Source organism: Clostridioides sp. LIBA-7602, assembly GCF_056688945.1.
Genome location: NZ_CP196991.1, coordinates 2865746 through 2891760, shown reverse-complemented (window position 1 = coordinate 2891760; position 26015 = coordinate 2865746). Strand labels below are relative to the sequence as shown.

Genomic DNA, 26015 nt, shown 5'->3' with positions numbered 1-26015 from the left:
AGTCTACTTTATATACTATAGAATATCTAACTATTTATTTTTTATTGTATAAATTTCCAAAATAAAAAACCCCTGCATAGGGGTTATTATATATAAGAAATATAAACTGGTAATTAAGCGTTCATACCGTTTAATTTTTGAGCTAATTTAGCTACTTTTCTAGCTGCAGCATTCTTATGTATAGTTCCTTTAGAAGCTACTTGGTATATTCTTTTTTGAGCGTATTGGAACTTAGCAACAGCATCCTCTCTGTTTCCAGCTGCAACAGCATCTTCGAATCTTCTTATTGCAGTTTTTATTTGAGATTTTCTAACTCTATTTAAAGCAGTTTTCTTTTCGATAACACCTATTCTTTTCTTAGCTGATTTTATATTTGCCACCGTGTTCACCTCCCTGTATTTTTTTATCATATTCATCGTCAACATATTAGATTTTAACAGAAATAAATCTAAAAATCAAGGATTATTATTTATATATTTTAATAATGTTTTTTATTTTGATTTTTTAGATTATGGATTTTGTATAAATAATTTGCAATATCTTGTTTTGGGTTGGTATATTTTGTGTTTTGAATATTTTAATATATATAAATTAATATTTCATTTTTGGAACAAATATTTTGAGATAATACAAACTATTAACATACATTTTGATAGTATTTCCAATTATTATAAGATAATACAAGAAATTACTCATTTTTATGCGTTTAGTAAAAAAAATTTATAAAAATATAAATTTATATGGTTAATTATGATAAATTTTCCATTGATTAAGATGACTTTTTTCATTTTATAGTCTATCATTTAAGTAGAACTATAATATTTAGGAGGGATTTATACTATGAAAATATGCAAAAAATTATTAACTATGGGGATTTCACTGGCGATAGCAATTTCTATTTTTCCAATAACATCAAATGCACTAAGTTCGATTGATAGCATAAAGGGTAAAGACAAGTATGAAACTTCAGCTATTGTTGCAGATAAACAAAATTATACTAAAGCCATACTTATCAATGTGGATAATAGTTTAGCAGATGGTCTATCAGCAAGTGGATTGGCTGGAGTTGAAAATGCACCAATATTATTGACAAAGAAAAATACGATACCAGACTCAACATTAAAAAGACTTAATAATGTTAAAAAAGTGTATATAATAGGAGGAAATAATTCTATAGATAGTATAGTAGAGCGTTATCTAAAGGGGAAAAATATTGATACTGAAAGAATTGAAGGAAAAGATAGACTTAGTACAAGTTATAAGGTGAGTGAAAAGGTTTTAGAATTAAAAGGTAGTTCAGGTGATGTGTTAGTAGCAAATGGGTTTAAAGGAGAAGCTGATGCTATAAGTGCAGCCTCAGTTGCATTTAAAAATGCGATACCTGTATTACTTACTAATGGCTCAGATATGCCTGAATTCAAAATTAAAGGAAATAAAATATTTGCATTTGGTTCGACAAATACTATGAGTAATCAACTTGTAGAAAAACTAGGGGCAACTAGACTAGGTGGAAGTGATAGATATGAGACTAATAAGAAGATAATCCAACAGTTTTATGGTAATGCCAAAGAATTTTACGTAGCTAGTGGTAGTGACTTAGTTTATCCATTAATTGGTTCAACTCTAGCTAAAAACAAACCAATTGTATTAGTCGAAAATGGAAGTAACAAAAGTATACTTAAAGGTGCGACTAAAATAACAGCAATAGGAAATATTTATGATTCTATAATAAAAGAATGTCTAAATGTAACTAATAATGTAGGTGACACTAATACAGGTGTAGTCAAAAACAATACAGATGAGAAGTATCCTCTCAAAGGAATGTTAGTACAGCTTGGTCTTAACACAACTAATAAGAATGGATGGGATATAAACTATGGAGGAAATGCTCATGGAATTGAACTTCGAGCAGATGGAAAATATTATTATATAAATAAAGGAGATGCAGCAATGGGTGCGTATGCTGCTGCATTAGCAGGTGAAAAATATAATAGTCTGGGCTTTGGAGACCTAGATCCTATAACAATAATAGCAGGTAGAGAAGTAATTTCTTACAAAGAAGCCCAAAAAGAACTAGAAGTAATAAGGAATTTTTTAAATAGTTTTGATTGGAAAAATGCATCTGACTTAGAAAAAGCTACTAGAGCTGGAAAATTGGTATCAGAGGCAAAATATGGTGGTGGAGCAAATGATGTATATGATAATCTTATTGGAAAAAAAGGATTATGTCAAAGTTTTGCAAGTACCTTTCATATATTAACAAGATTAATGGGAATGAATTCACTATATCAGACAGGTATGAATGCAGGTGGTTTACCACATGCTTGGAATTATGTACAAATTGATGGTAAATGGTATGAATTTGATGGGTCTCAGATTTCAAAATTTGAACTTCCATTAGCATTTGATTCTTACAGATTAGAAAATGCGACAAAACAAATGCATAAGTCCTATGATGCTAAGGCATTATCCTTATTAGGATTTAATCAATAAATTATTTTAATTGTCAAGTAATCACTGTTGATTGCTTGACAATTCTATATCATAGATTTAGACAGTATAGAAAATTAGATTATAATATTTTTATAGACTAGAAAAGGATAATAAGATGTATACACAACTTCATGGCTGTGTTTATGCATCTTGCAGTAGAACAAATAATATCTAGGAGGGATTTATATTATGAGAATACACAAAAAATTATTAACCATGGGAATTTCACTGTCGATAGCAATTTCTGCATTCCCAATAGCATCAAATGCACTAAGTTCGATTGATAACATAAAGGGTAGAGACAAGTATGAAACTTCAGCCATTATTGCAGATAAACAGAATTATACTAAAGCAATCCTTATTAATGTGGATAATAGCTTAGCAGATGGTCTATCAGCAAGTGGATTGGCTGGAGTTGAAAATGCACCAATATTATTGACGAAGAAAAATACGATACTAGACTCAACATTAAAAAGACTTAATAATGTTAAAAAAGTGTATATAATAGGAGGAAATAATTCTATAGGCAGTAAGGTAGAAAGCGTTCTAAAAGAAAAAAATATTGATATTGAAAGAATTGAAGGAAAAGATAGACTTAGTACAAGTTATAAGGTGAGTGAAAAGGTTTTAGAATTAAAAGGTAGTTCAGGTGATGTGTTAGTAGCAAATGGGTTTAAAGGAGAAGCTGATGCTATAAGTGCAGCCTCAGTTGCATTTAAAAATGCGATACCTGTATTACTTACTAATGGCTCAGATATGCCTGAATTCAAAATTGAAGGAAATAAAATATTTGCATTTGGTTCGACAAATACTATGAGTAATCAACTTGTAGAAAAACTAGGTGCAACTAGACTGGGTGGAAGTGATAGATATGAGACTAATAAGAAGATAATCCAACAGTTTTATGGTAATACTAAAGAGTTTTACATAGCTAGTGGTAGTGAATTAGTTTATCCATTAATTGGTTCAACTCTAGCTAAAAGCAAACCAGTTGTATTGGTTGAGCATGGAAGTAACAAAAGTATACTTAAAGGTGCGACTAAAATAACAGCAATAGGAACTGTTTATGATTCTATAATAAAAGAATGTCTAAATGTAACTAATAATGTAGGTGATGCTAATACAGGTGTAGTTAAAAAGAATACAGATGAGAAGTATCCTCTCAAAGGAATGTTAGTACAGCTTGGTCTTAACACAACTAATAAGGAGGGGTGGGATATTAATTATGGAGGAAATGAAAATGGAATTGAACTTCGAGCAGATGGAAAATATTATTATATAAATCAAGGAATGGAAGCATTGGGTTCGTATGCTGCTGCATTAGCAGGTGAAAAATATCATAGCCTGTACTTTGGAGACCGTGATCCTATAAATACAATAGCAATTAGAGAACGTATTTCTTACAACGATGTTCAAAAGGAAATCTCAGTAATCAGAAACTTTCTAAATAGTTTTGATTGGAAGAATGCTTCTGACCTTGAAAAGGCTACTAGAGCTGGAAAATTAGTTACAGAGGCAGACTATGTTCTAGGAAATTATAATGTATATAATAATCTTATTGAAAAGAAAAGTGTCTGTGAGGGTTATGCAAAAAGCTTTCATATATTGACAAGACTAATGGGAATGAATTCACTATATCAGGAAGATTTTAATTTAAGACACTCATGGAACTATGTACAAATTGATGGTAAATGGTATGAATTTGATGGGACTGAAGTTGGAGCATATAAAGATCTTGGAATTAGATTAGAATTCAATTCTTCTAAACTCGAAAGTGCAACAAAAAAAATGCCTAAGTACTATGATGCTAAAGCATTATCTATATTAGGATTTAATCAATAAAAGAAAGGCTCTTTAAAGAGCCTTTCTTTTATTGATTAAATATCCAAAAATTATTATTATTAAAGATGAAGTATTGAATTAAAAATAGCAGTGGAATGGATAGAAAGACTATCATATGAAAATTATGAAAAAGATTTAAAAAATTTATTTGATTAAGTTGTAATTACTATTTATATCATATACTTGAATAGTCTAAAAAATTAGACTATAATATTTTTATAGACTAAAGAAAGGGATGATAAGATGGACATAGTAAAATTGGTTTTAAATCCTGCTAGACTTCGTATTTTACAGTATATCCGACTTCATGGCAGTGTTCGAACATCTGATATTGTAAAATATCTAAATGATATTCCTCGTGCAACAGTTTATCATCATGTAAAAATTTTAGAAGAGAACAATATGATTGAAGTGGTAAAAGAAAACCGTGTACGTGGCACTATTGAAAAAGTTTATGCACTAAAAGAATATACATCATCTATGGAAGGGGAAACATTTGTTGCACTTTCTACAGCTTTTCATGTAGGATTGATGCAGGAAATGAATGAATATTTTAGTAGAAAAGACCAAGACCATAAAAAAGATAATGTATTTTTCTCTTCAGCATTACTATATATGAGTGATAATGAATATGAAAGTCTTCTTAAAAATATGGCTGATTTATTGAAGCCATATATAGAACAAAAGCCTAAATCAAATCTAAAACTTAGAAAACTTTCAATCATATCTTCTCCACCAGTTGATAATGGTAATAAAAAATAACATATATCTTATTTTTATAGAAAGAGGTTATATATGAAATTTCATGAATTTGGAAATAAAAACAAACCACACATTATGTTGATTCATGGAGGGGGAAATGCATGGTGGAACTATTTGCGACAAGCAGAAGTTTTGTCTAACAACTATTATGTTATACTTCCTACATTGGATGGTCATGGAGAAGAATATGAAACGATATACACATCTACAGAGGATACAGCGGATAAATTGATGTCATATATAGATGAAAAGTGTGATGGACATCTTTTTGCTTTGTGTGGGGTATCACTGGGTGGCCAAATTGTAATGGAGCTTTTATCTCGAAAACCTGATATTACTAAAAAAGCAATTATTGATGGGAGTATCTGCTACCCAAGACCTACTATGGCACGATTTTGTATTGCTGGTATTCGATTTTTTGGAGGATTTTTATTCAGTGAGAAGGCTTGTCGTTTTCAAATTGCTATGATGCCAAAATTGTTACCTAAAAATATGCAGTATCCAGATAAAATTAAAAAATATTATATGCAAGATATGCCACATGTCAGAAAAGAAACATTTTACAATATATATCGTACTTATATGATGAAATATACGCTTAAAAAGAGTATAAAAACAACCAAAGCAGAAGTAATGTATTGGTATGGAGAAAAAGAAATGAAGTGTGTTAAAAACTCTGCAAAAATGTTTAAGTCTTTTGTTAGTACTTGCCAAATTTATGAAGCTAAGGGTTATAATCATGGATATTTATCTCTTTATCTTCCAAATGAATGGCTGGAAATTGTTGAACCATTTTTTCAACAGGAATAAAGTAGTAAGGTGGTTATAGGGTAATCAGTGCTTGTTTTTTAAAAATGTAGCAAATAAATGAGGTATGATATGAAAAAATTATTTTAGAGCAAATATATAATAAATGAAAACTTAATAGAAAAATGATAAATAGATTAAAAGGTAGCGCCTATATAAATAGTTGCTACCTTTTTACATTTGTAAATAAATGATAGATAAGAAAGTTTACTGACAAATTACTGACCAAACTCAATTTTCTTACATTGAAAGCCTTAATTTTACTTGTTTTAAATAAATTTATAGTTTTTTGTTATAAAATACGAAGTTGATAGTACAAAATAGAATACCAAGGAATAAGTTAGCTATTCCAATGGTTATGTCAGAATATGCAAGAATATAAAACCCTGCCAAATTACTGACCACGTGCAAAAATAGGGCAAAAAATAGTATTTTACTGACACATTACTGACACGCTACTGACACATTAACTAAATAGTAATTTGCTTATATTATTACTTGCTTCTTCGTTCATTTCGTCTAAGACATGAGAATATGTATTCAATGTAATATTAATATCTGAATGACCTAAACGCTCTGAGATTGTCTTATAATCGGTTCTAGCTAGTAATAAAAGTGTAGCATGTGTGTGTCTTAAATCATGTAACTTAATTTGTCTCAAATTATTTTTTTTAGTGAAAGTTATAAAATTAGACCTTAAATTAGTTTCTGTCCAAGGTCTAAGTTGACCATTTAAACACACTAAATCGTGTTCATTTTCCAATAGTCCTTGAAGTTTTAATTTATTCTGTCTTAGCTTCTCTTGTTTTAATTTGTCAATAACCTCTTTAGAAACTGTTAAGCTTCTTTTAGAACCGCATGTTTTAGGTTCTTTGAATTGAAAATTTCCTTTAATATAAAGTAATATTTGATTAATATTAATTATATTATTATCAATATCTATGTCTTTCCATCTGAGACCAGCGACCTCGCTAAATCTTAATCCAAGAGTAACCATTAGAAGAATTGGTATTTCTATCTTATTTCCAAGCAATTTATCTAACAATTCTTTTGTTTCTTGTTTATCATATATATTTATATTTTTTTCTTTTCCTCTCACATTAGGAATTTTTATAAAATCATTTATATTTTCATTTATTTCTCGTAGTCTATAAGCTTCTTTTATGACACTTCTTAAAAATGTAGTGTATGTATTAGCACTTCCTTTTTCATATTCAATATAAGTTTGATTTATAAAACTTTGTACTAGTATAGGTGTTAGTTCAGAAAGTTTTATGTTTTTAAAAAAAACTTGTATTTGATTTTTAGTTATAGACTCATATGTTTGTGTTGTAACAGGAGATAAGTTTAATTTTAAATCTTCTATGTACTTGTAACATCTATCAACTACAGTTAGCTCCTTTGGAGCTATAAACTTATTATTGTTTATAGTAGATTTTATCTCTATCAGACGTTTTTCAGCATCCTTTTTCTTCTCATAACTTCCATAACTTTTTTGTCTTTTTTTTCCTGTAAATTCATCCACATACTCCACATATACAAAAAATTTACATCTTCTTTTTCTTATAAAAGCTGCTGTTGAGTCCATAATTTAACCCTCCCTTAAAGTCTATGATTATATTTTACATCAAGTATAAATCTTTTTCATGTTTTTATTAGAAAATAATATTATGTTTTGATACAATTTTTTTATAATAAATGTATAAATAAATTATATTTAAAAAGATACTATATACATGATGGAATTTAAAAAAATATAATAAAAAGCTCGATTAATAATACCTTTAATTGGAAAAAACTTCCAACTGTCTACAAAATTCGATTTTTTTATTACAATTACGCTTTTTTTATTGCATTAACAAATCAAAAGTATTATTATGTAAGTAAGATAATTATCTAACACAATTCTGAATAGTCGGAAAATATTTCTAGAAATGAAAGGGTATAATTACATAGTTTTTATTAAAAAATTGTTGGGAGTTTTTAACTAAAAATAAGAACATAAGTTCTTATGATAGGGGGATATATATGTATAAGTCAAATGAAAGTATTAATGAAGAAGAACGCATTAAAAAGACCATGGAAGAATTAAAGTTATTATTAGAATTGGATGCTGAGTTTTTTGAAAGTTTATTAAAAAAAATAGAAAGAGAAGAAGAGTTTTAATTCTCTTCTTCCTTTGTTTTTATTATATAAGCATTATCAATTATTTTTTCTATAGCACTTCTATCATCATCATTGAGAGAGTATATTTTTTTCATAAGTTCTTTAACTTTTTTATTAGCATCTGAATTTTCGATTATATCAAAAGCTGTAGTAGTTGTATTAACTTCATCATTAATTATGTTTCTTGTATTACTTCTGCATAGTAAATAATCTATTGATACATCAAAATAGTCAGCAATATTTTTTAATGTATCTTGGTCAGGAAATCTTCTATCACTTTCCCAGTTGCTTACAGCTACTTTTGTAACATTTAATATTTTTCCGAACTCTTCGCCTGTTATTCTTTTTTCACTTCTTAAATTTTTTAATCTGTTTCCAAATGTATTAGTCATAATATTCACCTTCCGTTTTAATAATTAACTAAATGATAACATGTTATTAGCAATATGATAACTATTGTTAGCAAAATGTATATTTTTATTAAAAAATTCATAAAAATGTATTGACAGTTAGCAAAATGTTAACTATAATTAAGTTAACAGAATGAAAACAAAGAGAGGTGACAAAAATGATTAACAATCTTGCTAGGTATAGAAAGTTTATGGAGATGTCACAAAAAGAAATGGCTACTGTGGCTAATATGTGTCTAACATCATATTATATGAAAGAAAAGGGAGCTAGAGAGTTCACTCAGGCAGAAATGTTTAATATATATAATTGCATAAAAGAAAGGGTGCCAGAAATAACAATAGAGGAACTTTTCTATAGAAAAAGTTAGCAAAGTGAAAACTTAAAGAGAGAGAGGTTGCAACATATGAATAGTTTACAAGTAATTGAGAACGAAAATCTTATAAAAGTGGGAGTTAATGAACATCAAGAACAAATATTAAGCGCAAGAGATTTACATGAATTTTTAGAAGTAGGAAGCAGATATAATGATTGGTTTAATAGAATGATTGGTTATGGATTTGTAGAAAATGAAGATTTTATATCTCTTACTCAAAAAAAAGTAACAGCTCAAGGGAATGAAATTGAATATATAGACCATGTAATTAAATTAGATATGGCAAAAGAAATAGCTATGATACAACGTAATGAAAAAGGAAAACAAGCAAGAAAGTATTTCCTACAGATTGAAAAAGACTGGAATAGTCCCGAGAAGGTTATGGCTAGAGCGTTAATTGTAGCAAATAAAACAATAGAGCAAAAAAATAAAGAATTGCAGGAAAAAAGTAAATTTATCAATCAAATAGCATCATCAAAAAATAGTTTACTTGTAAGAGAGGTAGCAAAAATCATTTCTAAAAGCAAAGGGATAGTTATTGGAGAGAAAAGATTATACGAGAAATTAAGAGAATGGGATTTAGTATTTAAGAATTCTACCGAACCAAAGCAAGTTGCAATAGATAGAGATTATTTAGAAACCGTAGAAGGTGTTAAGGAGACATCAACTGGTACATTTACTTTTAAAACAACTAGAGTTACAGGAAAAGGTCAAGAGTATATTTTAAAAAGACTATTGAAGGAGCAGGAAGAACAATTATCAATGTTAGGTTAAATAAAACTAGCACTTTGAAAACTAAACACAGAATATTTTGAAGAGGAAGTGATTAAATGAACTATAACGAAAATTGCATAACTAGAAAAGACCTAGTAAAAGAAATGAGAGAGCTTTTAACAAGAGCAGAGGAAATAACTAAACTTATTTTAGAAAACAAGCAAGAAGATATGGATTTTATGACAGTTAAAGAGTTTTGTAATTACATTAAATGTTCTGATAAAAAGGCTCACAGTATGATTAAACAAGCAAGAGCTACAAATGCCTTTATTACAACAAAAGTTGGAACAGATTACAGAGTTGATAAAAATTCATTCAGAAATTGGGTTTTGAAAACAGGTGGAGTATTTGAACAATAGAAGGGAGTCTCTATGAAAACAATCTATAAAAATAAAGTTTATAAGGTAGAGAGAAATAAAGCGTTATACAGGATTACATACTATGACGAGCAGAGAAGTAACAAGAAGTTTAATAAAGATAAGAAAGTTAAAAGAAGTGCATTAACAAGAGATATAAATGTAGTTAACACATATTTACCAGCAGATTTAAAAATAAAATGAGCCATAAATAATTAAAGAGAAAGGTGATTGGATGCAAATAGAGCAAACAACAATACGCCTGTCTAGAGAACTTAAAGACAAGCTTCTAAAACAGGCAAAAGTTAAAGGATATACATTAAAAGATATGGTAGTTTTTATTCTAAAGGATTATCTTCAAAATATTTCTCAAGAATAAATTCAATTTCTCTACCTACAGAACGCTTATCTTTTTGAGCAAGTTGTTCGATTTTTTCAAAAAGAAGTTTATTAATTCTTAGTGTAAATCTCTTATCTTCTTCACGAGTATAAATATCTTTATTGGACATATTTTATCATTCCTCAACACAAAATTTGACGTCTTTATGACACTTTAATAATAAAATAATTAATACAGAAAGTCAATAAAAATGCTTGACGTCAAATGTATGACAAAGACGAGAGAGTAAGGTTTACTTTTAGTTTACCAGCAGCACTACTTGAAAAAATGAAAATCATAGCATCAATAGAAGGCAGTTCAATGAACTCACTTATATTACACATACTTTGGGATTACATAAAAGAAATAGAAAAATAAGGAGGTAATTATGAATAAATTCGATTTAAAGAAAGTTGAAGTAGGAAATGCAGTAAAAGTAAATTGTAAAAGACTTAATTTTGAAATTGATTGCATTGTAGTAGTAGTAACAGAAAATGAGTTGAATTTAGCTTACTACGACAAAGAAAGAGGATGTATGGAGTATCAAGCATTAACAGTAGAAGATATTAAAGATAATGATTATGAAGTTAAAAATTTGAACTAGGGGGTTAATTATGGAAAGTTTAAACAAAGTAAAACAAATGGTGAAAAAACAATTAGATTTAGCTGAATTAGAGATAAGTAAAAATAGTGTGCTTTATGAGGAACTTAGAAATAAAGACAGGGATTTAATAGATGATGCACACATGAGAGATTATCTAAGAGAAATAGTTGCATGGCAAAGAGCAAAATATGCTGTTGAAAATATTTTAGAAAGTATAAATGTAGAGATTAAATCAAAAGAACATGAGGAAAGTGAAGATTACAAGAGATTTGAATTGTTTTTAGAAGAAATTGAAAGAGATAGACCTATAGAGGTACAGATATAAGAAAAGAGCCTGTGACGAGGCTCAATTCAAATAACTATTAAAAAATTTAATTAAGCTAATTATAGCATAAATGGAGGGAAATTATGAGTACTTTATATGAATTAACTACAGATTTATTAGAAATAGAAGAAGGTTTAACAGAAATAACAGGAAATGAAGCTGAGAAATTAGAGGAAATAAAAGAAATAATAAAGCAAGAGATACAAAATAAAAACACTAGAATAGTCTCAGTAATAATGAATATTGACAGTGATATAAGCTCTATAGATTTAGAAATTAAGAGATTGCAAGAGTTAAAGAGAGTTAAAAAGAATACTCTTGATAGGTTAAAAAACAATATAAAAGATTGCATGGAGTTACTTGGTACTAAGAAGGTAGAAACGGTCTTAGGAAATATAAGCATAAGAAAATCGGCAGGTAGCTTGGTCATAAAAGATGAAGAAAAAATACCTGGTATATATAAAACAGTAGAGCAAGTTATAAAAGTAGATAAGAATACTATAAAAGACTTTATCAAAAAAGGTCATAAAGTTGAAGGTTGCAGGATTGAATATGGAACTACATTAACAATTCCAAAAGCTAAAAAAGAGTAGGTGGGAGATATGGAAACTAATAATATTTATATGAAGCTTGTAAATATACAGAGTGTTTTAAAAGCACCTAAAAATCAATTTAATAGCTTTGGTAAATACAATTATAGGAGTTGTGAGGATATACTAGAAGGTTTAAAACCTATTTTAAAAGAAGAAAAAGCGTTAGTTATATTAGATGATAAAGTTGTTCAAATAGGCACTAGATTCTATGTAGAAGCTACAGCAACTTTAATAGATGCAGAAACAGGAGAAACAGTATCTGTAAAGGCATTAGCTAGAGAAGATGAAACTAAGAAAGGCATGGATTTAGCACAAGTAACTGGAAGCGTATCAAGCTATGCAAGAAAATATGCTTTGAATGGATTATTCTGCATTGATGATACAAAAGATAGTGATGCAACAAATACACATGGGAAAGAACAAAAAAAAAGAGAAGTTAGTGAAGATGAATTAAATACATTATATTTTTTAGGCGAGTCTATAGATAAGGATAAAAATAGAGTCGATAGTGAGGTTTATAAGAAGTTTAGTAAGCTAACAATAGATTTGACTAAACAAGAGTATGAAAAGGTTCTAAATGGATATAAGAGCATTTTAGATAAGCAAAATCAAGAGTAGGTGATATATTGGACTTTAATAACGAAACATACTTTCATATAAATTTTGATGACCCTTTTACAAGAGTACCTAACACAATACTTGATAATAAAAATCTTTCTTATTCAGCTATAGGGGTAGTTACTCAGATGCTAAGATTTCAAAGGTCAGGTAGTCATAAAGTTTATGCAAAATCATTAATAAGTTATAGAAAAGATAGTAAGACAAAAGTAAGTAATGCTTTAAAGGAGCTTATGCAAGAAGGTTTTGTTATTAGGACACAAATAAGGGATAAAAAAGGACAAATGAAAGGTTATAGATATGATATTTTTGATACACCTCAAAGTGTAAATTCTGGAAACGTTGAAAATACTGAATCCCAACCGTGTGCCGATTTCCCGACTCCGGTAAAACCGGAAGCTGGTAAAACCGAAGTCGGCGAAACCGGAAGTCGGCAAAACCGAGGTCGGGAAATCGGCAACATAAAAGAAAATAGTATTAAAAAGAAAATAGGTTTAAAAGAAAATGGTATTACTACTATTGTTATTAATGAACAATCTGAATTAGATAAAACTGTCTACATAAAAAAATATTATGAATCTTATATAGGTGTAATTACTCCAAACAACTTTTTAGAGTTACTAGGCTTTCTAGATGATGGAATGGAGTTAGAAGTAATTATAAGGGCTATTGATGAAGCTGTAGGGAGTGGAGTTAAGAACTATAGATATGTAAAGACAATATTAAATAACTGGATAGAAGCAAATGTAAAAACTAGTTTAGAACTTACAGAGTATCAAAATGAGTTTGAGAGGAAGAAAAAGAGTAGGCAGGAGAAGAAACAATCTAGTAACAAGGTTGTTAATGCTCCTAGTAAAATTAAAAAAACTAACTTTCATAATTTTGATGAAACATTTACTAAGTATACAAGTGATGAGCTAGACGACATTATTAAGAAAAGTCAAAAAGTTAAATTCAAATAAAATTAAATTAAACTTCTAGGAAGTAAATATCATACTATTGCTTCCTAGAAAGGGGGTACAAAATGAGTAAAATATATGCACAAAAAAATGGGTCGTTAAATGATACAGATAGATTAGAAATAGCAAGGTTACTTATAAAGGCAGGTTATACAGTAAGACTCGATAAAGAGAAGGAAAACAATAAGAGTATTAATTGTGTAGAGTATTTTATAAAAAAAGAAGAATAAGTAGGGGGCTATTTAAATGAATACAATAAATTTAGTTGGAAGATTGGTCGCAGATGCAGAATTGAAGTATCTTCCTAATTCGGGAACACCTAAAATTTTATTTAGAGTTGCAGTAGATAGGAAATACAAAGATAGAGAGGGCAAAAAGAAAGTTGACTTTATACCTTGTGAACAGTTAGGAAAGCATGTGGAAAATCTTGCACAGTATCTTACAAAAGGTAAACAGATATATGTTTTTGGAGAATTAAATATTGATAATTACAAAGATGATAACGCATGTTGGAAAACTATTATTAAAGTTAATGTGAATAGCTTAGAATTACTTTCTAGTAAAGGGGATAGCAATAATCATAAAGAGCAATATATACCACCAGGGCTAGACCCACAAGGTTTTCAAGCAATAGATGATGATGATATACCTTTTTAATTAAATTAAATAATCTAGGGAGTGATTATACAATATTACTTCCTAGAAGTTAAATAAAAATAAATATATTGGAGGAATAGAAATGATAATAATTAGAAGCCAAGATAAATTAGATTTAATGAAAGTCAATAGAATTGAAGTGAATAGAGAACAAGTATATGCAGTATTTGAAGGAGAATCGAATTTTAGAGAGATAGGAAAATATAAATCAGAAAGAAGAGCCATTGAAGTATTAAACAGAATACAAGAGGCTATCATTGCAGGGACTAAGTTTGACATTATTAATAAAGATGGAGTTAGGTATTACAAAGAAAAAGTGTTTGAAATGCCAATTGAATAAGGAGGATTAAAATGTTTAAAGTTGATAGATATTTTAGTGGTTCTGTTGTAGATAACATATTTGAAGATGATTTGACACTTAGAAGTTACATGGCATTATATTGCTGCATCTATGGAGTAATAGAAGATGGAGAACTTGTATTTCCAACTTCTGAAAAAATGTTAATAGAGTTTGATGTTGAAAGAAAAAGAAAAAAGATAAAAAAAGGTTCAAAAATAAAGCTGATTAATACTAAAACTGGCAAGGAAAAAATATTTAATTCTATAGATAGTGCAGCATGTTTTTTAAGATTAAAACATCAGTCAGTTTATCAAGCAATAAGAAATAAAAGTCAAACTAGAAGTGGGTGGAGAGCTGAATATGTTGAGGAGGAATAATGGAAGTTTCAAGAACTGAATACGCAATTAAAAGAGCAAAAGAGCTATATAATGATGGCGAGGAAATATTAATCGCTATAGACAAGGCTAGAGAAGAATATGAGGAGATGTTGAAAAATGAATATTTTAACTAGTATTACATTAATAGTAACTAGTTTTATGGTTGGTAGGATTTATGAATATAGGTTAAATTTAAAAGAGTGTGAAAATTGTAATAGTAAAGACCATGAGAATATATGAAATTTATGTGGATAAATAATAGTAAAAGTAATTTTATGAATGAAACTAAGAACTTTATAGATTTACTTTAACTTATATAAAGGAGTAATTGTTAATATGATTACAACAGAATTTATAGTTACTTGGCAAACAACTAGAAAGTGGGAAAAAGGAAAGACATATAGTCATGTATTTACAGATTTAGAGAAAGCAAGAGCGTTTAAGAAAGATGAGGAAAATATAAAAGAAAATTATAATGTTAAGCTTTTAAGTAGAGCTATAGTCGAAATCGAAATAGATTAGGTAGGTGTTTTTAATGAATACTCTGATATATAAATATATAGTTAATGAACATAGAGATGAAGCAGATGAGTTAGATAGAGACTATGGAGAATTTAAAATATTTAATGGAGGTAAATGTTTTGGTGGATGTGGTAGGAATTTCTACACATTAGTTAAGTTTAAAAAAATGATAGTTACTTGTCCTCATTGTGGAAAAAAATATCAAATAAAACTTTTTAAAAATGGAAAAGTGAATATGAGAGTAATTGAGTAAATTAAGGGATGTGAGCTTATGATACATGAATTGCAAATATCTTCTAGTACTTTTAAAGATGTAATTAAGAATAAAAAACAAATTGAAGTAGAGCATATAGCAGATTTTAAAGCAGGAGATACAGTTATATTCCAAGCTTTTAAAGATGGAAAATTTACAGGAATTGAGGTAAACAAAGAGGTTGAGTATCTTATTAAATTGGGAAATGGGTATGTGCAATTAGGAATAAAATAGAGGAGGAATTTATATGCAAAGCAAAAAAGATGTGTGGCTATATAGTTGGGATGATGAATGTTTTAGCGATGATGAATATGAAAGTAGAGAGGAAGCTATCGAAGCGGCTAAGGAAGAACTTCTCAAATTTAGAGAGTTTGGAGAATGTATTTATGACAAAGAGTTTGGGGAACTGGTTTATGTTGGTAAAAGAGAAGATGTTAGTCTTCCAGGAATAGATGTAGAAGATGCATTAGAACGTGTTCAAGAACTGATTGACGACGAATTTGACGAATATGGAGAAGATTGGATAACAAGAATAGAAGATGAAGATAGAAAAATACTTGATGATAGATTAAATAAAGTATTTTCTAAATGGATAAATGAATTTGGATATAAACCATCTTGGTTTACTGTTACAGATAAAGAAGAAATAGAACTAAATGAGGTCGCAAATGAAGATTAATTTTACAATAGATGGAGAACCAATCGGAAAAGAAAGACCAAGAATGAACTGTATAACTAAAAGGACCTATACACCTAATAAAACTAAAGATTATGAGAATCTTATAAAGTGGCTATATCAATCTAAAGTTAAGTATCATTTTACAGGTTATATAAAAATGACTTTAAGGTGCTATTATTCTATAGCTAAAAGTAACAGTAAAAAAGTTAAAGAACAGAAAAGAAATAATGTGTTAAGACCTAGTAAAAAACCCGATATTGACAATGTTATTAAAGTGGTAGCTGATTCACTCAATGAGATAGCTTATAAAGATGATACACAGATAGTTGAGGTTGTAGCTAGTAAATATTATAGTGATAGACCAAGAATCGAGATTGAGTTAGAAGAAATATTATAGGAGGAGTATAAATATGAACGATATTATGATAAATGAAAACTTAAGAGTTGTAGCAGATGATTTGGTTACAGTTTATGAAACTGATACAGGAGAGAAAATAGTTTTTGCTAGAGAGCTACATAGTAACTTAGAAGTTAAGAGACAGTTTATAGACTGGATTGAAGATAGGATTAAACAATATGGATTTAAGGAAAATGAGGATTATTCAGTTTTTCATAAAAATGTGAAAAACTCAAATGGTGGTAGACCATCTAAAGAATATGTATTAAAGCTTGATGTAGCAAAAGAGCTTGCTATGGTACAAAACAATCATAAAGGAAGGGAAATAAGAAGATACTTTATAAGATTAGAGAAGTTACTTAATAGAACCTTATCAAATTCACAACTTAGTCAAATTAATACTATTGTGAATGAATCATTGCTTAAAATGGATGTTAAACATAATATACAAATGGAACAACTTAAAAAAGAGTGTTCAGAATACTATAGACCAACATCCAAAACCAAATATGATATATCTTCTTATATAAAAGAAAGATTAGGTATATCAAAAGTTAATGAAGAATTTGAACTTGTTAAGAAAAGAACTTTATTGGTATTAGGTGCTGATAAATGGGAGGATATACCAAAAGATGTGTTACTTAATTCGTTAAATTTAATAGATGAATCAATTAGAATTATAAAGTCTGAAAGAAAAACAAATCAGATTAGTTTCTTTGAAAAAGATAATTTCTGTTAATTAAAGAAAAAAGGAGTGCTTTCACACTCCAGTTGTCAAAAATATAGAATTATTATACTCAATAATATTATAACATAAATAATTGATAGGAGTGTGGAAGTATGAATAAAAAGACACTATTCCAAGAAGTTGAGGGAAGATTATATAACTATAAAAAATTAGAGAGTCAAATAAGAATAAAAGATATATATATTAAAAAGTTAGAAAACGAGTTTTGTGGATGTAAGGCTCTTGGTTATGAAGAAAAAACATCACCTACTTATAATATAAGTTCAAGTGTGGAAAATGAAGTTATTAAAAGAGAAGAAGATTTAAATAGATTAAAAGAAGATAAGAAAACACTAGAGATTGAAAAAGAAACTATAGAATGTGCATTAACAAGTCTAAATAGCTTTGAAACAGAGTTCTTCAATGAAATGTACATGAACAATGAAAAAATAAATATGGATTATATGTCTAATGCTATGCACATAGATAGAAGTCATTGCTTTAGAATAAGAAAAAGGATAGTTTGCAAAATCATGGATATGTTATATCCGAAAATAAAAGAGTTTGAATTGCCTATTTTTTCATGGAAAGCTTAAAAATGAGACTATTTTGAGACTTTTTGGAGACTATCGTGAGACTTTTTATTGCTAATTATGTGAGATAATAATATTGTGGAAATAAAGATTTCCCTCTCAAAACTAAATATATATTAGGCTAGGGTTAAGGGATTACTCTAGCTTATGTGAACAGACTAGGCAGGGCATGAGGATGCTGTTAGTTCAATTCTAACTATGTTCAAAATCTATATTAAGTATTTGAATTGAGATTAAAATCTCATACAATTTTGTATCTTAATTCAGAGGTCTAAAAATCGGGTGGGGCTTGGTAACCTCACTCACCATGCAAGTAGTGGTTTAATCTAGGTTCGATTCCTAGAACTTGTTACCAACAATATACATTCCCTAAAAAAGGCTAAGTTACCCCTACTTAGTCTTTTTAAATTCTAAAATTATTCTAATAAAGTTCATATTCAGTACACAAACTTTTGGTAATATATAAGTAAATCAAAGATTGTGTAGACATTAAATTAATTCAAATATATATACTTGTACATAAAATATATGATAATTTTAGGAGGTATAAACATGAAATGTCCTAACTGTGGTAGTGAGAAAATTCAAAAAAATATTAAATGGGGAGGAAAAGGAAATACTGGTAATATTGGACTAAGATATAGTTTACTAGGAGTAGCAACCGTATATTCTGATTTATGTTTGGATTGTGGTGAAATAGTTAGAACATACATAATGGAAAATACTGATGAGGATTGGCAAATAAAAAGAATAAAGAATATAAAAAAATAGAATAAGTTAAAAGACTATCTTTGTAGATGGTCTTTTTTTATATAATAAATTGAAAAGGAGAATAAATTATGAAATTTGAAGAAGTATGGGGACTAAAAGAAGGAGATTTATTTAAATGTAATCCTTATTTTCAAATAAAAAATGCTGATAATTCACATTCTATGTGGGTTCCTAGTGCTGGAGATATATTTGCAGATGATTGGGAAGTAATAAGATAAAAGTGTTATTTAGAATTATTTTGTAACTGTCGAATGGTTTTTGAAGGATATTGACCTTTGAAGTTGAATTTTATACTTTGGAGGGGATTAATATGGAAGCAGAATTATGTGCACAAGCAATTATCGCAGCAAGCAAAGTTGTAAAATCAACTGGTGCAGATGAGATGATAAAAGATTTAGTTAAAAAATTTTTAAGTAATAAAGTAGAAGAAGCGCTTGGAAAACAAAGGAGCAAAAAAGAATTAAAATTAATAGAAAATAAATTTAATGAATATATGGAAAGAAGTTATAAAAATTATATATACATGAATACTATAGTATTTAGAAATCAACAAAAAACAATTGATGATTTATATATACCATTAACAGTGTCAAAGCGTAATGTTTTTGATTCTTCTTATGAGGAGGAAGAAATTTATATTTTAATTAATAGTTATAAGGATGATTTTTTACCAAAGTATAAAAAAGTTTTATTAATAGACCAAGCAGGTATGGGAAAATCTACTATAGCTAAATATTTATATTTAAGCTCAATAAATGAATCTAAAGGAATACCTATATTAATAGAATTAAGAAGATTATCACAAGAAAAAGATATAATAGATTTTATAATGAATGAAATTAATGGCATAAGTGAACACTTTGATAAAGAAGGAGTTTTAAAATTAATTGAAAGGGGTGATTTTATATTTTTCCTTGATGGTTATGATGAAATAAATAAAGAATATAAAACTCAAGTTACTGAAAAACTCCAAAATTTTGTTGACAAAGCTGGAAATAATACTTTTTTAATGACATCAAGAGAAGAAGATGAACTTTTATCTTTTGGTAATTTTCAAAGCTTTTATATATATCCACTAAAAAAAGAAGAGGCATATAATTTAATTAAAAAGTATAATGATGATAATGAAGAAATTTCAAGATTATTAATGAAGAAAATTGAAGAAGATAAAAATTTCGAAATAATTAAAGAGTTTTTGGAAAATCCTTTAATGGTTTCTTTGTTATGTGAATCTTTCAAATACAAACAGTCAATTCCTCATAAAAAAGATGCGTTTTATAGACAAGTTTATGATGCACTATTTGAAAAACATGATTACTCAAAAAGAGCTGGATATTATAGAGAAAAGAAGAGTGGTTTAAATCTAGAAGAATTCCATAAAATATTAAGAACTATTGGATTTATAACGTTGACTAAAGGTGTTAGTTATTCTAAAGAAGAGCTTATTAATATAATCTATAACTCAAAAAGAAAAAATATAGGATTTGAGTTTAACGAAAATGATTTACTTTATGATTTAATTCATAATGTTCCTGTTTTTGTTAAAGATGGTATTGAATATAGATGGTCTCATAAATCTTTTCAAGAGTATTTTGCAGCTAGTTATATTTGCTATGACTCAGATGAAAAATCTATATTACTAAAGAAAATGTCTGAAGGAAACAGAATAAATAAGTATTATAATGTGTTAGATTTTTGTTATGATATAGATTATAAGAGTTTTATGCGAAGTATAATATTTCCAACAATAAAAGATTTAGACAAATTCTTCTATGAAGAATATCATAATGATATATATAATGATTTTGATAAAGATGAATTATCATTAAGAAAAGCTATCTTATTCAACTATGAAAAAGTATATATTTATATATTGAGTGAAAATAAAATAAATTATTTTAAGAATAAAAAAGGGTCAAGACTTGAAAGGAATGCCTATATTAGAGATAAATTTCCAATAGAGAAAAACAGTAATGCTAGTGGTATAATTTTTAATGGAATGTTTTCAGTAATGGGACTTAGAAAAGAAAATATAATAAATTTATTAAAATTATTAAAAAGAAAAGAGTCTAACCTTGTTTGTCATGTAAGGTATGATTCTCTTTCTAATGACGAATTAATAGACAACATTAGTCATGGTCTTTATGTTTTTGAAGATAATATTGATAATGAATTAAATAAAAAAGAATATTTTAAATTCGCCAATGATATTCTATATAAATATTTAAAATCTTTATTTGTAGAAGCTGGAACTGTAATTTTTAATTATGAAGAATGTATTAATATTAAAAGAGAGATAGAGAAAGAAATAGAAGAAGAACAAAATGACATAGACTTCCTATAAGAACTCCAAAAGAGTTCTTTTTTATTTCCAAAACAAACAAAAACGAGGTGGTGATGTGGCAAAATATGAATACTGGATAACAGAAGAAGGATTAATTAAGATTGAAGGATGGGCAAGAGATGGGCTTACAGATGAACAAATAGCATTTAATATTGGAATAAATGTCAAAACACTATATGACTGGAAAAAGAAGTATAGTAATATTTGTAATGCCTTAAAAAAGGGAAAAGAAGTAATTGACAGGCAAGTTGAAAATGCCCTACTAAAAAGAGCATTAGGTTATGAATATGATGAAATAACATATGAAGAAGGTCAAGAAACTAAAAGAGTGACTAAACATATAGTACCAGATACTACAGCACAGATATTTTGGTTGAAAAATAGAAAGCCAGTTGAATGGAGGGATAAGAGAGATATTGAACATAGTGGAAACATAAGCGATATTACAATAAAGGTAGGTGATGAAGAATATGGCGATTAATTTAGAAATTAATCCCGATATATTTAATCCAATCTATTTAAAGCACCAACTTAATAATAACAATAGGTATCAGATTTACTTTGGTGGTTCATCCTCAGGTAAATCTTTTTCTTTAGCTCAAAGAACAGTATTAGATGTATTTAAGGGAAACAGGAATTATTTAATCGTTAGAAATGTTCAAAGTACTTTGAAAAGGTCTTGTTTAAATGAGATAACAAAAGCTATCAGTAATTTTAAGTTAAATGAATATTTTCAAGTAAATAAAACAGATATGATAATAACCTGTAAGTTAAACAATAAGCAAATACTATTTTGTGGTTTAGATGATGTTGAGAAAGTAAAATCAATAACCCCAATAGATGGTGTAATAACTGATATATGGGTAGAAGAAGCAACAGAGACAGATTATAAAGCAGTCAAACAGCTTGATAAGAGACTTAGAGGTAAATCCAAAGTGGTAAAGAGGCTAACACTAAGCTTCAATCCAATACTTAAAGACCATTGGTTATACACAGAGTATTTTGACATATGGGAAGATGATAAACAGTATGTAGAAAAAGATAATGTAAGTATTCTAAAAACTACATATAAGGATAATAAATTCTTAGCAGAAGATGATATAAAAGCTTTAGAAAATGAAAGCGATAAATATTACTATGAAGTCTACACTCTTGGAAATTGGGGTGTACTTGGTGCTGTAATATTTAAGAATTGGAGAGTTGAAGATTTTTCAGATATTGAAAGTACATTTGATAATTTTAGACATGGAATTGACTGGGGATTTGCAGACGACCCATTTGCATATGTAAAATCACACTACGATAGGATGAGAAGAAAGTTATATATATATGATGAAATAGAAGCGGTTGGATTATTAAATAGAGAAGCTGCGCCTTTAGTTAGTAAAAAAGCAAATAGAGATTTAGTTATTTGTGATAACGCAAGTCCAAAAGATGTAGCTGAATTTAATGATTTAAGAGTCAATGCAGTTTCAGCGAGAAAAGGAGCGGGTTCTATTGAGTATGGTATCAAGTTTTTACAAGGGCTTGAAATTATAATACATCCAAGATGCCAGAATTTTAAAAATGAAATAAATAAGTATAAATATAAAGAGGATAAGAATGGAAATATCTTACCTATTGCAGTAGACAAAGATAACCATTTAATAGATGCACTAAGATATAGCTTAGAAAATGACATGGAGTATGGAGGAATAAGCTTCTTGAAGTAAGGAGGTGTTAAATATTTATATAAGTGAAACAGATTTAATAAAAGCTCAACTAAACAAAGAAAGTACTTTTAATCTTATTAATGTTATAGAACATTATATTTTAAAACATAGACCAGAGAAGTACCAAGAAGGAGAAGCATACTATTATGGTAATGCTGATATAAAAAATAAAAGAAGATATTATATTTTAGATGGTGCTAAGGTTGTAGATTTTACTAAGGTTAATAATAAAGCAGTTAATAACTATCATAAGTTATTAGTTGACCAGAAAGTAGGCTATAGTGTCGGAAATCCAATAGTCTTTAATGCAGATGATGACAATTTCACTAAGCTTTTAAATGACCTGTTAGGGGAAGAATTTGATGATACAATAACAGAACTCTATCTCAATGCTAGTAACAAAGGTATTGAATGGCTACATCCATATATTGACAGAAAAGGTGAGTTTAAATATGTAATAATACCTTCTGAGGAAGCTATTCCTGTGTGGGACAACAAAAGACAAAAGGAATTAGTTGCATTTATTAGATTCTACTACATTGAAGATATAGATGGTAACAAGATAAAAAGAGTTGAATATTATACAGAAAATGATGTAACTTACTTTATTGAAAGAGGGAATAGCTTTGTTCAAGAGCTATTATATAACGAGTATGGAACATTAACAGATGTAAAAGAAGGTCATTTCAAAGTAAATAATAAAGAGCAAGGATGGGGTAAAGTTCCATTTATACCATTTAAAAATAATGAAAAGTGTGTATCTGATTTAACTTTCTATAAATCATTAATTGATATATATGATAATAATATTTCTACTCTTGCAGATAATTTAGATGAAATTCAACAAGCTATTTATGTGTTAAAAGAATACAGCAATACTGATTTAATAGAGTTTACAAATAACATAAGATATTATCATTCTATCAAGGTAGGAGCTAATGGTGGAGTTGATAAATTAGAAATAAGCATACCAATCGAAGCTAAAAAGGAGCTTCTTGATAGATTAGAAAAGAACATAATTATCTTTGGTCAAGGGGTTAATCCCGAGTCTCAAAATACAGGTGATAAATCGGGTGTAGCACTTAAATTTTTATATTCACTACTTGATTTAAAATGTTCTAAGACTGAAAAGAAGTTTAAAAAAGCAATTAGAGAGCTTCTTTGGTTTGTATGTGAGTATTTAAAGATAAGTAGCAGTAAGAGCTATGATTATAAGTCAGTCCAAATAACATTTAATCATTCTATGATAATAAATGAAGCCGAAAAGATAGATATGGCAGCTAAATCAACTGGAATTATATCAGATGAAACTATTGTTAGTAATCATCCTTGGACTGAAGATGTTAATGACGAACTTGAAAGACTTAAAAAACAGAAAGAAGAAAGTATGAAAGAATATGAAGATGTTTTTCCAGCTAAAAAGAAAATTGAAGAAGGTGAATCTATAAATGAATAATATGGATTACTGGATAAAGATTTTTAATCAGTTAGAAGAAGATGTTCATAACAAAGGTGATACCTTTAACAAGGAACTAGAAAAACAATATGATTTAGTTTTATATAATATTATTAGAGAAATAAATAATTGGTATATGAAATTTGGTAAAGATAATAAAATAAATATGCAAGAAGCTGAAAAGTTATTAAATTCAAAGGAATTAGCTGAACTTAAATTATCATTAGAAGGATATATCGAGTATGGAGAAGAAAATGCAATTAGTCAAAAGTGGCTGAAAGAACTAGAAAGTGCAGTTAAAAGAGTTCGTATAAGTAGACTAGAAGCATTAGAGTTAAAAACAAGGCATCAAATTGAGGCATTATACTCAAAGGAGTATGAAGATATAAATACACTTATAGCAGACACATATAAAGATAATTATTATCATACTGCTTTTGAGACTCAAAAAGGTGTAGGCTTAGGAGTTTTATTAGCCATGCTTATTCCAAATATGATTAATAAAATAATTAATAAACCTTGGACTACTGATGGAATAACATTTAGTAATAGAATATGGAATAAGCATAGACCAAAATTAATAAGTGAACTTGATAAAGGATTAAAACAAACTTTAATTAATGGAGCATCTTCTGGAGACTTAACAAATAAAATTAATAAAAACTTTAATACAAGCAAAGAAGAAGCTAAGTTATTAGTAAAATCTGAGCTTGCCTTTTTTAGTTCAGCAAGTCAAAGGGATTGTTTTAATAGTCTAGGGGTTGAGAAATATGAAATAGTAAGTGCATTAGATAGCAGGGTTTGTGAGAAGAGATGCAGTCCTCTTGATGGTAAAGTCATTGAAATGAAGCATTATGAAATAGGAATTACAGCTCCACCATTTCATCCTAGATGTAGATGTGTAGTAGTGCCGTATTTTGATGGTGAAGAAAGCTATAGGTCAGCAAGAGAAGAAGATGGTGAGACTTATTATGTACCATCATCAATGAAGTATAAAGAGTGGCATGAGAAATATGTTAAAAATAATAGTAAACAAACCGGCGGAAAATATACTAAAGGAGATATAGAGTGGAATATAAGAAGAGAAGAAGAAGCAGAGCTATATTACAATAATATTAGAAATAGAAAAGATGATATTTTAAAAATAGCAAAGAATACAAATTGGTCAGAAAAAAGTATAGGTCAAATTAAAAATCATATTTTCTACAATACCCATATAATGAGAGATGGAACTAGAAGTATGCTAGATGCTGATTATAGTATGTCGGTTGCTTGGCAAAGGCTTATAAATGGAACACATGAAGATATTGATATTATTCTATTGAAACATGAATACCTTGAAAGTATATTTGAGAAAAAGTATAATATAAGTAACTTAGAAGCTCATAGAATAACAGAGAAAAAACATGATTGGTATAAAGAATTAATTAAAAGGAAAGGAGAATTTGAAGAAGATGATTGTCTTAATGAACTTATTAGAAAAGAATGATGAGTATGTTATATATAGTTATGGATATGAAGAAAATAATCTTGATGGAAGAATAAAAATATATTTAAACAACTCTTATAACTATGAAATAATAAGAGAGTCAAAAGATGAACACATCAGTAAAGCAACTACTTTAAAAGCAGTATCTAAACTTATGAAAGCTGCTAAAAATGATGTTCTGAAAAAAGAAATGAGTTATCAATGTTAAAAGCACTTGCTAAGTAATGAATTAGTAG

At 28.2% G+C, this 26015-nt stretch carries 40 protein-coding genes; 36 read left to right on the top strand and 4 right to left on the bottom strand.

All coding sequences use genetic code 11. The features are described 5' to 3' along the window. Positions 1 to 113: 113 nt before the first annotated feature. Positions 114 to 380, bottom strand: a complete 267-nt coding sequence (gene rpsT / locus ACTG45_RS13875; protein ID WP_021385419.1) for a 30S ribosomal protein S20 — start codon at positions 378 to 380, stop codon at positions 114 to 116. Between the two features lie 460 nt (positions 381 to 840). Here rpsT and ACTG45_RS13870 point away from each other — a divergent pair, with 460 nt between their 5' ends. The 4 genes from ACTG45_RS13870 (at position 841) to ACTG45_RS13855 (ending at position 5907) form a co-directional block, all read left to right on the top strand. Beyond that, on the top strand, positions 841 to 2493 hold the full coding sequence (locus ACTG45_RS13870; RefSeq protein WP_479917202.1) for a cell wall-binding repeat-containing protein: 1653 nt from the start codon (positions 841 to 843) through the stop codon (positions 2491 to 2493). A 189-nt stretch (positions 2494 to 2682) separates the two neighbouring features. Further along, complete coding sequence (locus tag ACTG45_RS13865; protein WP_479917201.1) at positions 2683 to 4335, top strand: cell wall-binding repeat-containing protein; 1653 nt, start codon at positions 2683 to 2685, stop codon at positions 4333 to 4335. A gap of 243 nt (positions 4336 to 4578) precedes the next feature. Next, entirely contained in the window at positions 4579 to 5097 is a 519-nt protein-coding gene (locus ACTG45_RS13860) for a helix-turn-helix domain-containing protein (protein ID WP_021385313.1), read from the top strand. Positions 5098 to 5130: 33 nt separating this feature from the next. Then, entirely contained in the window at positions 5131 to 5907 is a 777-nt protein-coding gene (locus ACTG45_RS13855) for an alpha/beta hydrolase (RefSeq protein ID WP_021385315.1), read from the top strand. Between the two features lie 463 nt (positions 5908 to 6370). Here the strand turns inward: ACTG45_RS13855 and ACTG45_RS13850 are convergent, their stop codons facing one another. Next, positions 6371 to 7492 (bottom strand): tyrosine-type recombinase/integrase, encoded by a 1122-nt coding sequence (locus tag ACTG45_RS13850; RefSeq protein ID WP_479919197.1) that lies wholly within the window; start codon positions 7490 to 7492, stop codon positions 6371 to 6373. Positions 7493 to 7932: 440 nt separating this feature from the next. On the opposite strand from ACTG45_RS13850, the gene ACTG45_RS13845 reads away from it, so the two are divergent. After that, positions 7933 to 8070, top strand: a complete 138-nt coding sequence (locus ACTG45_RS13845) for a hypothetical protein (RefSeq protein ID WP_479919196.1) — start codon at positions 7933 to 7935, stop codon at positions 8068 to 8070. On the opposite strand, the gene ACTG45_RS13840 is transcribed toward ACTG45_RS13845, so the two are convergent. Further along, positions 8067 to 8462, bottom strand: coding sequence for a helix-turn-helix domain-containing protein (locus ACTG45_RS13840; RefSeq protein ID WP_479917199.1), 396 nt, complete (start codon positions 8460 to 8462; stop codon positions 8067 to 8069). The genes ACTG45_RS13845 and ACTG45_RS13840 overlap by 4 nt on opposite strands. A 176-nt stretch (positions 8463 to 8638) precedes the next feature. Between ACTG45_RS13840 and ACTG45_RS13835 the strand changes: the two genes are divergently transcribed. Genes ACTG45_RS13835 through ACTG45_RS13820 form a run of 4 tightly spaced genes read left to right on the top strand, consistent with a single transcriptional unit; the run spans position 8639 to position 10188 of the window. Then, a complete protein-coding gene (locus ACTG45_RS13835; RefSeq protein WP_021385649.1) occupies positions 8639 to 8848 on the top strand; it encodes a hypothetical protein in 210 nt (69 codons plus the stop codon). Between the two features lie 36 nt (positions 8849 to 8884). Then, on the top strand, positions 8885 to 9628 hold the full coding sequence (locus tag ACTG45_RS13830; protein ID WP_479917198.1) for an antA/AntB antirepressor family protein: 744 nt from the start codon (positions 8885 to 8887) through the stop codon (positions 9626 to 9628). A gap of 56 nt (positions 9629 to 9684) precedes the next feature. Beyond that, a complete protein-coding gene (locus ACTG45_RS13825; protein WP_479919195.1) occupies positions 9685 to 9987 on the top strand; it encodes a hypothetical protein in 303 nt (100 codons plus the stop codon). Positions 9988 to 9999: 12 nt separating this feature from the next. After that, the gene (locus ACTG45_RS13820) at positions 10000 to 10188 is read left to right on the top strand and encodes a hypothetical protein (RefSeq protein ID WP_479919194.1); all 189 of its coding nucleotides are present in this window, start codon (positions 10000 to 10002) and stop codon (positions 10186 to 10188) included. Positions 10189 to 10322: 134 nt separating this feature from the next. Here the strand turns inward: ACTG45_RS13820 and ACTG45_RS13815 are convergent, their stop codons facing one another. Further along, a complete protein-coding gene (locus tag ACTG45_RS13815) occupies positions 10323 to 10493 on the bottom strand; it encodes a hypothetical protein (protein WP_021401433.1) in 171 nt (56 codons plus the stop codon). 95 nt (positions 10494 to 10588) lie between these two features. Here ACTG45_RS13815 and ACTG45_RS13810 point away from each other — a divergent pair, with 95 nt between their 5' ends. The 27 genes from ACTG45_RS13810 (at position 10589) to ACTG45_RS13680 (ending at position 25987) form a co-directional block, all read left to right on the top strand. Next, a complete protein-coding gene (locus ACTG45_RS13810; RefSeq protein WP_479919193.1) occupies positions 10589 to 10741 on the top strand; it encodes an Arc family DNA-binding protein in 153 nt (50 codons plus the stop codon). A 10-nt stretch (positions 10742 to 10751) separates the two neighbouring features. Continuing rightward, positions 10752 to 10967, top strand: coding sequence for a hypothetical protein (locus ACTG45_RS13805; RefSeq protein ID WP_479919192.1), 216 nt, complete (start codon positions 10752 to 10754; stop codon positions 10965 to 10967). A 10-nt stretch (positions 10968 to 10977) separates the two neighbouring features. Next, complete coding sequence (locus ACTG45_RS13800; protein ID WP_479919191.1) at positions 10978 to 11292, top strand: hypothetical protein; 315 nt, start codon at positions 10978 to 10980, stop codon at positions 11290 to 11292. An 83-nt stretch (positions 11293 to 11375) separates the two neighbouring features. Beyond that, on the top strand, positions 11376 to 11885 hold the full coding sequence (locus ACTG45_RS13795; RefSeq protein ID WP_479919190.1) for a siphovirus Gp157 family protein: 510 nt from the start codon (positions 11376 to 11378) through the stop codon (positions 11883 to 11885). A 9-nt stretch (positions 11886 to 11894) separates the two neighbouring features. Then, positions 11895 to 12503, top strand: coding sequence for an ERF family protein (locus ACTG45_RS13790; protein WP_479919189.1), 609 nt, complete (start codon positions 11895 to 11897; stop codon positions 12501 to 12503). Between the two features lie 8 nt (positions 12504 to 12511). Continuing rightward, positions 12512 to 13465, top strand: a complete 954-nt coding sequence (locus ACTG45_RS13785; RefSeq protein WP_479919188.1) for a DnaD domain-containing protein — start codon at positions 12512 to 12514, stop codon at positions 13463 to 13465. Between the two features lie 62 nt (positions 13466 to 13527). Further along, a complete protein-coding gene (locus tag ACTG45_RS13780) occupies positions 13528 to 13692 on the top strand; it encodes a resolvase (RefSeq protein ID WP_479919187.1) in 165 nt (54 codons plus the stop codon). Between the two features lie 16 nt (positions 13693 to 13708). Further along, positions 13709 to 14119, top strand: coding sequence for a single-stranded DNA-binding protein (locus tag ACTG45_RS13775; protein ID WP_479919186.1), 411 nt, complete (start codon positions 13709 to 13711; stop codon positions 14117 to 14119). An 82-nt stretch (positions 14120 to 14201) separates the two neighbouring features. Continuing rightward, positions 14202 to 14459, top strand: coding sequence for a hypothetical protein (locus ACTG45_RS13770; protein ID WP_167640229.1), 258 nt, complete (start codon positions 14202 to 14204; stop codon positions 14457 to 14459). Between the two features lie 11 nt (positions 14460 to 14470). Further along, the gene (locus ACTG45_RS13765) at positions 14471 to 14836 is read left to right on the top strand and encodes a hypothetical protein (RefSeq protein WP_243194479.1); all 366 of its coding nucleotides are present in this window, start codon (positions 14471 to 14473) and stop codon (positions 14834 to 14836) included. Continuing rightward, positions 14836 to 14970 carry a hypothetical protein gene (locus ACTG45_RS13760; RefSeq protein WP_479919185.1) on the top strand — a complete coding sequence of 45 codons (135 nt, stop codon included), beginning with the start codon at positions 14836 to 14838 and terminating at the stop codon, positions 14968 to 14970. Before ACTG45_RS13765 ends, ACTG45_RS13760 begins: the two co-directional genes overlap by 1 nt. Next, on the top strand, positions 14954 to 15076 hold the full coding sequence (locus tag ACTG45_RS13755) for a hypothetical protein (RefSeq protein ID WP_479919184.1): 123 nt from the start codon (positions 14954 to 14956) through the stop codon (positions 15074 to 15076). The genes ACTG45_RS13760 and ACTG45_RS13755 overlap by 17 nt, the downstream gene beginning before the upstream one ends. Positions 15077 to 15172: 96 nt before the next feature. Beyond that, on the top strand, positions 15173 to 15358 hold the full coding sequence (locus tag ACTG45_RS13750) for a hypothetical protein (RefSeq protein ID WP_479918925.1): 186 nt from the start codon (positions 15173 to 15175) through the stop codon (positions 15356 to 15358). 13 nt (positions 15359 to 15371) lie between these two features. Then, the gene (locus ACTG45_RS13745) at positions 15372 to 15611 is read left to right on the top strand and encodes a zinc ribbon domain-containing protein (protein WP_227824576.1); all 240 of its coding nucleotides are present in this window, start codon (positions 15372 to 15374) and stop codon (positions 15609 to 15611) included. 18 nt (positions 15612 to 15629) lie between these two features. After that, positions 15630 to 15845 carry a DUF3850 domain-containing protein gene (locus tag ACTG45_RS13740; RefSeq protein WP_479919183.1) on the top strand — a complete coding sequence of 72 codons (216 nt, stop codon included), beginning with the start codon at positions 15630 to 15632 and terminating at the stop codon, positions 15843 to 15845. A gap of 13 nt (positions 15846 to 15858) precedes the next feature. Further along, a complete protein-coding gene (locus tag ACTG45_RS13735) occupies positions 15859 to 16290 on the top strand; it encodes a hypothetical protein (protein ID WP_479919182.1) in 432 nt (143 codons plus the stop codon). Next, a complete protein-coding gene (locus ACTG45_RS13730) occupies positions 16280 to 16687 on the top strand; it encodes a RusA family crossover junction endodeoxyribonuclease (RefSeq protein WP_479919181.1) in 408 nt (135 codons plus the stop codon). The genes ACTG45_RS13735 and ACTG45_RS13730 overlap by 11 nt, the downstream gene beginning before the upstream one ends. Before the next feature lie 13 nt (positions 16688 to 16700). Next, positions 16701 to 17426: an antA/AntB antirepressor family protein gene (locus tag ACTG45_RS13725; protein ID WP_479919180.1), complete on the top strand. Its 726-nt coding sequence runs from the start codon at positions 16701 to 16703 to the stop codon at positions 17424 to 17426. 101 nt (positions 17427 to 17527) lie between these two features. Further along, positions 17528 to 18010 carry a hypothetical protein gene (locus ACTG45_RS13720; protein WP_479917171.1) on the top strand — a complete coding sequence of 161 codons (483 nt, stop codon included), beginning with the start codon at positions 17528 to 17530 and terminating at the stop codon, positions 18008 to 18010. A gap of 549 nt (positions 18011 to 18559) precedes the next feature. Then, entirely contained in the window at positions 18560 to 18778 is a 219-nt protein-coding gene (locus ACTG45_RS13715; RefSeq protein WP_107578201.1) for a hypothetical protein, read from the top strand. Positions 18779 to 18846: 68 nt separating this feature from the next. Then, on the top strand, positions 18847 to 18996 hold the full coding sequence (locus ACTG45_RS13710; protein ID WP_479919179.1) for a Thoeris anti-defense Tad2 family protein: 150 nt from the start codon (positions 18847 to 18849) through the stop codon (positions 18994 to 18996). A gap of 92 nt (positions 18997 to 19088) precedes the next feature. Continuing rightward, complete coding sequence (locus ACTG45_RS13705) at positions 19089 to 21122, top strand: NACHT domain-containing protein (RefSeq protein ID WP_479919178.1); 2034 nt, start codon at positions 19089 to 19091, stop codon at positions 21120 to 21122. Between the two features lie 55 nt (positions 21123 to 21177). Beyond that, positions 21178 to 21603, top strand: a complete 426-nt coding sequence (locus ACTG45_RS13700; RefSeq protein WP_479919177.1) for a helix-turn-helix domain-containing protein — start codon at positions 21178 to 21180, stop codon at positions 21601 to 21603. After that, positions 21593 to 22834: a PBSX family phage terminase large subunit gene (locus tag ACTG45_RS13695; RefSeq protein WP_479919176.1), complete on the top strand. Its 1242-nt coding sequence runs from the start codon at positions 21593 to 21595 to the stop codon at positions 22832 to 22834. Before ACTG45_RS13700 ends, ACTG45_RS13695 begins: the two co-directional genes overlap by 11 nt. Positions 22835 to 22838: 4 nt before the next feature. Continuing rightward, on the top strand, positions 22839 to 24290 hold the full coding sequence (locus tag ACTG45_RS13690; protein WP_479919175.1) for a phage portal protein: 1452 nt from the start codon (positions 22839 to 22841) through the stop codon (positions 24288 to 24290). Further along, a complete protein-coding gene (locus tag ACTG45_RS13685; protein WP_479919174.1) occupies positions 24283 to 25779 on the top strand; it encodes a minor capsid protein in 1497 nt (498 codons plus the stop codon). The genes ACTG45_RS13690 and ACTG45_RS13685 overlap by 8 nt, the downstream gene beginning before the upstream one ends. Continuing rightward, positions 25757 to 25987, top strand: a complete 231-nt coding sequence (locus ACTG45_RS13680; protein ID WP_479919173.1) for a hypothetical protein — start codon at positions 25757 to 25759, stop codon at positions 25985 to 25987. The genes ACTG45_RS13685 and ACTG45_RS13680 overlap by 23 nt, the downstream gene beginning before the upstream one ends. Positions 25988 to 26015 lie beyond the last annotated feature (28 nt).

Excerpts from the sequence above, each read along its gene's own strand:
- ACTG45_RS13870 (WP_479917202.1), top strand. The coding sequence starts at position 841 with ATGAAAATATGCAAAAAATTATTAACTATGGGGATTTCACTGGCGATA.
- ACTG45_RS13865 (WP_479917201.1), top strand. The coding sequence starts at position 2,683 with ATGAGAATACACAAAAAATTATTAACCATGGGAATTTCACTGTCGATA.
- ACTG45_RS13860 (WP_021385313.1), top strand. The coding sequence starts at position 4,579 with ATGGACATAGTAAAATTGGTTTTAAATCCTGCTAGACTTCGTATTTTA.
- ACTG45_RS13855 (WP_021385315.1), top strand. The coding sequence starts at position 5,131 with ATGAAATTTCATGAATTTGGAAATAAAAACAAACCACACATTATGTTG.
- ACTG45_RS13850 (WP_479919197.1), bottom strand. The coding sequence starts at position 7,492 with ATGGACTCAACAGCAGCTTTTATAAGAAAAAGAAGATGTAAATTTTTT.
- ACTG45_RS13845 (WP_479919196.1), top strand. The coding sequence starts at position 7,933 with ATGTATAAGTCAAATGAAAGTATTAATGAAGAAGAACGCATTAAAAAG.
- ACTG45_RS13840 (WP_479917199.1), bottom strand. The coding sequence starts at position 8,462 with ATGACTAATACATTTGGAAACAGATTAAAAAATTTAAGAAGTGAAAAA.
- ACTG45_RS13835 (WP_021385649.1), top strand. The coding sequence starts at position 8,639 with ATGATTAACAATCTTGCTAGGTATAGAAAGTTTATGGAGATGTCACAA.
- ACTG45_RS13830 (WP_479917198.1), top strand. The coding sequence starts at position 8,885 with ATGAATAGTTTACAAGTAATTGAGAACGAAAATCTTATAAAAGTGGGA.
- ACTG45_RS13825 (WP_479919195.1), top strand. The coding sequence starts at position 9,685 with ATGAACTATAACGAAAATTGCATAACTAGAAAAGACCTAGTAAAAGAA.
- ACTG45_RS13820 (WP_479919194.1), top strand. The coding sequence starts at position 10,000 with ATGAAAACAATCTATAAAAATAAAGTTTATAAGGTAGAGAGAAATAAA.
- ACTG45_RS13815 (WP_021401433.1), bottom strand. The coding sequence starts at position 10,493 with ATGTCCAATAAAGATATTTATACTCGTGAAGAAGATAAGAGATTTACA.
- ACTG45_RS13810 (WP_479919193.1), top strand. The coding sequence starts at position 10,589 with ATGTATGACAAAGACGAGAGAGTAAGGTTTACTTTTAGTTTACCAGCA.
- ACTG45_RS13805 (WP_479919192.1), top strand. The coding sequence starts at position 10,752 with ATGAATAAATTCGATTTAAAGAAAGTTGAAGTAGGAAATGCAGTAAAA.
- ACTG45_RS13800 (WP_479919191.1), top strand. The coding sequence starts at position 10,978 with ATGGAAAGTTTAAACAAAGTAAAACAAATGGTGAAAAAACAATTAGAT.
- ACTG45_RS13795 (WP_479919190.1), top strand. The coding sequence starts at position 11,376 with ATGAGTACTTTATATGAATTAACTACAGATTTATTAGAAATAGAAGAA.
- ACTG45_RS13790 (WP_479919189.1), top strand. The coding sequence starts at position 11,895 with ATGGAAACTAATAATATTTATATGAAGCTTGTAAATATACAGAGTGTT.
- ACTG45_RS13780 (WP_479919187.1), top strand. The coding sequence starts at position 13,528 with ATGAGTAAAATATATGCACAAAAAAATGGGTCGTTAAATGATACAGAT.
- ACTG45_RS13775 (WP_479919186.1), top strand. The coding sequence starts at position 13,709 with ATGAATACAATAAATTTAGTTGGAAGATTGGTCGCAGATGCAGAATTG.
- ACTG45_RS13770 (WP_167640229.1), top strand. The coding sequence starts at position 14,202 with ATGATAATAATTAGAAGCCAAGATAAATTAGATTTAATGAAAGTCAAT.
- ACTG45_RS13765 (WP_243194479.1), top strand. The coding sequence starts at position 14,471 with ATGTTTAAAGTTGATAGATATTTTAGTGGTTCTGTTGTAGATAACATA.
- ACTG45_RS13760 (WP_479919185.1), top strand. The coding sequence starts at position 14,836 with ATGGAAGTTTCAAGAACTGAATACGCAATTAAAAGAGCAAAAGAGCTA.
- ACTG45_RS13755 (WP_479919184.1), top strand. The coding sequence starts at position 14,954 with ATGAATATTTTAACTAGTATTACATTAATAGTAACTAGTTTTATGGTT.
- ACTG45_RS13750 (WP_479918925.1), top strand. The coding sequence starts at position 15,173 with ATGATTACAACAGAATTTATAGTTACTTGGCAAACAACTAGAAAGTGG.
- ACTG45_RS13745 (WP_227824576.1), top strand. The coding sequence starts at position 15,372 with ATGAATACTCTGATATATAAATATATAGTTAATGAACATAGAGATGAA.
- ACTG45_RS13740 (WP_479919183.1), top strand. The coding sequence starts at position 15,630 with ATGATACATGAATTGCAAATATCTTCTAGTACTTTTAAAGATGTAATT.
- ACTG45_RS13735 (WP_479919182.1), top strand. The coding sequence starts at position 15,859 with ATGCAAAGCAAAAAAGATGTGTGGCTATATAGTTGGGATGATGAATGT.
- ACTG45_RS13730 (WP_479919181.1), top strand. The coding sequence starts at position 16,280 with ATGAAGATTAATTTTACAATAGATGGAGAACCAATCGGAAAAGAAAGA.
- ACTG45_RS13725 (WP_479919180.1), top strand. The coding sequence starts at position 16,701 with ATGAACGATATTATGATAAATGAAAACTTAAGAGTTGTAGCAGATGAT.
- ACTG45_RS13720 (WP_479917171.1), top strand. The coding sequence starts at position 17,528 with ATGAATAAAAAGACACTATTCCAAGAAGTTGAGGGAAGATTATATAAC.
- ACTG45_RS13715 (WP_107578201.1), top strand. The coding sequence starts at position 18,560 with ATGAAATGTCCTAACTGTGGTAGTGAGAAAATTCAAAAAAATATTAAA.
- ACTG45_RS13710 (WP_479919179.1), top strand. The coding sequence starts at position 18,847 with ATGAAATTTGAAGAAGTATGGGGACTAAAAGAAGGAGATTTATTTAAA.
- ACTG45_RS13705 (WP_479919178.1), top strand. The coding sequence starts at position 19,089 with ATGGAAGCAGAATTATGTGCACAAGCAATTATCGCAGCAAGCAAAGTT.
- ACTG45_RS13695 (WP_479919176.1), top strand. The coding sequence starts at position 21,593 with ATGGCGATTAATTTAGAAATTAATCCCGATATATTTAATCCAATCTAT.
- ACTG45_RS13685 (WP_479919174.1), top strand. The coding sequence starts at position 24,283 with ATGAATAATATGGATTACTGGATAAAGATTTTTAATCAGTTAGAAGAA.
- ACTG45_RS13680 (WP_479919173.1), top strand. The coding sequence starts at position 25,757 with ATGAACTTATTAGAAAAGAATGATGAGTATGTTATATATAGTTATGGA.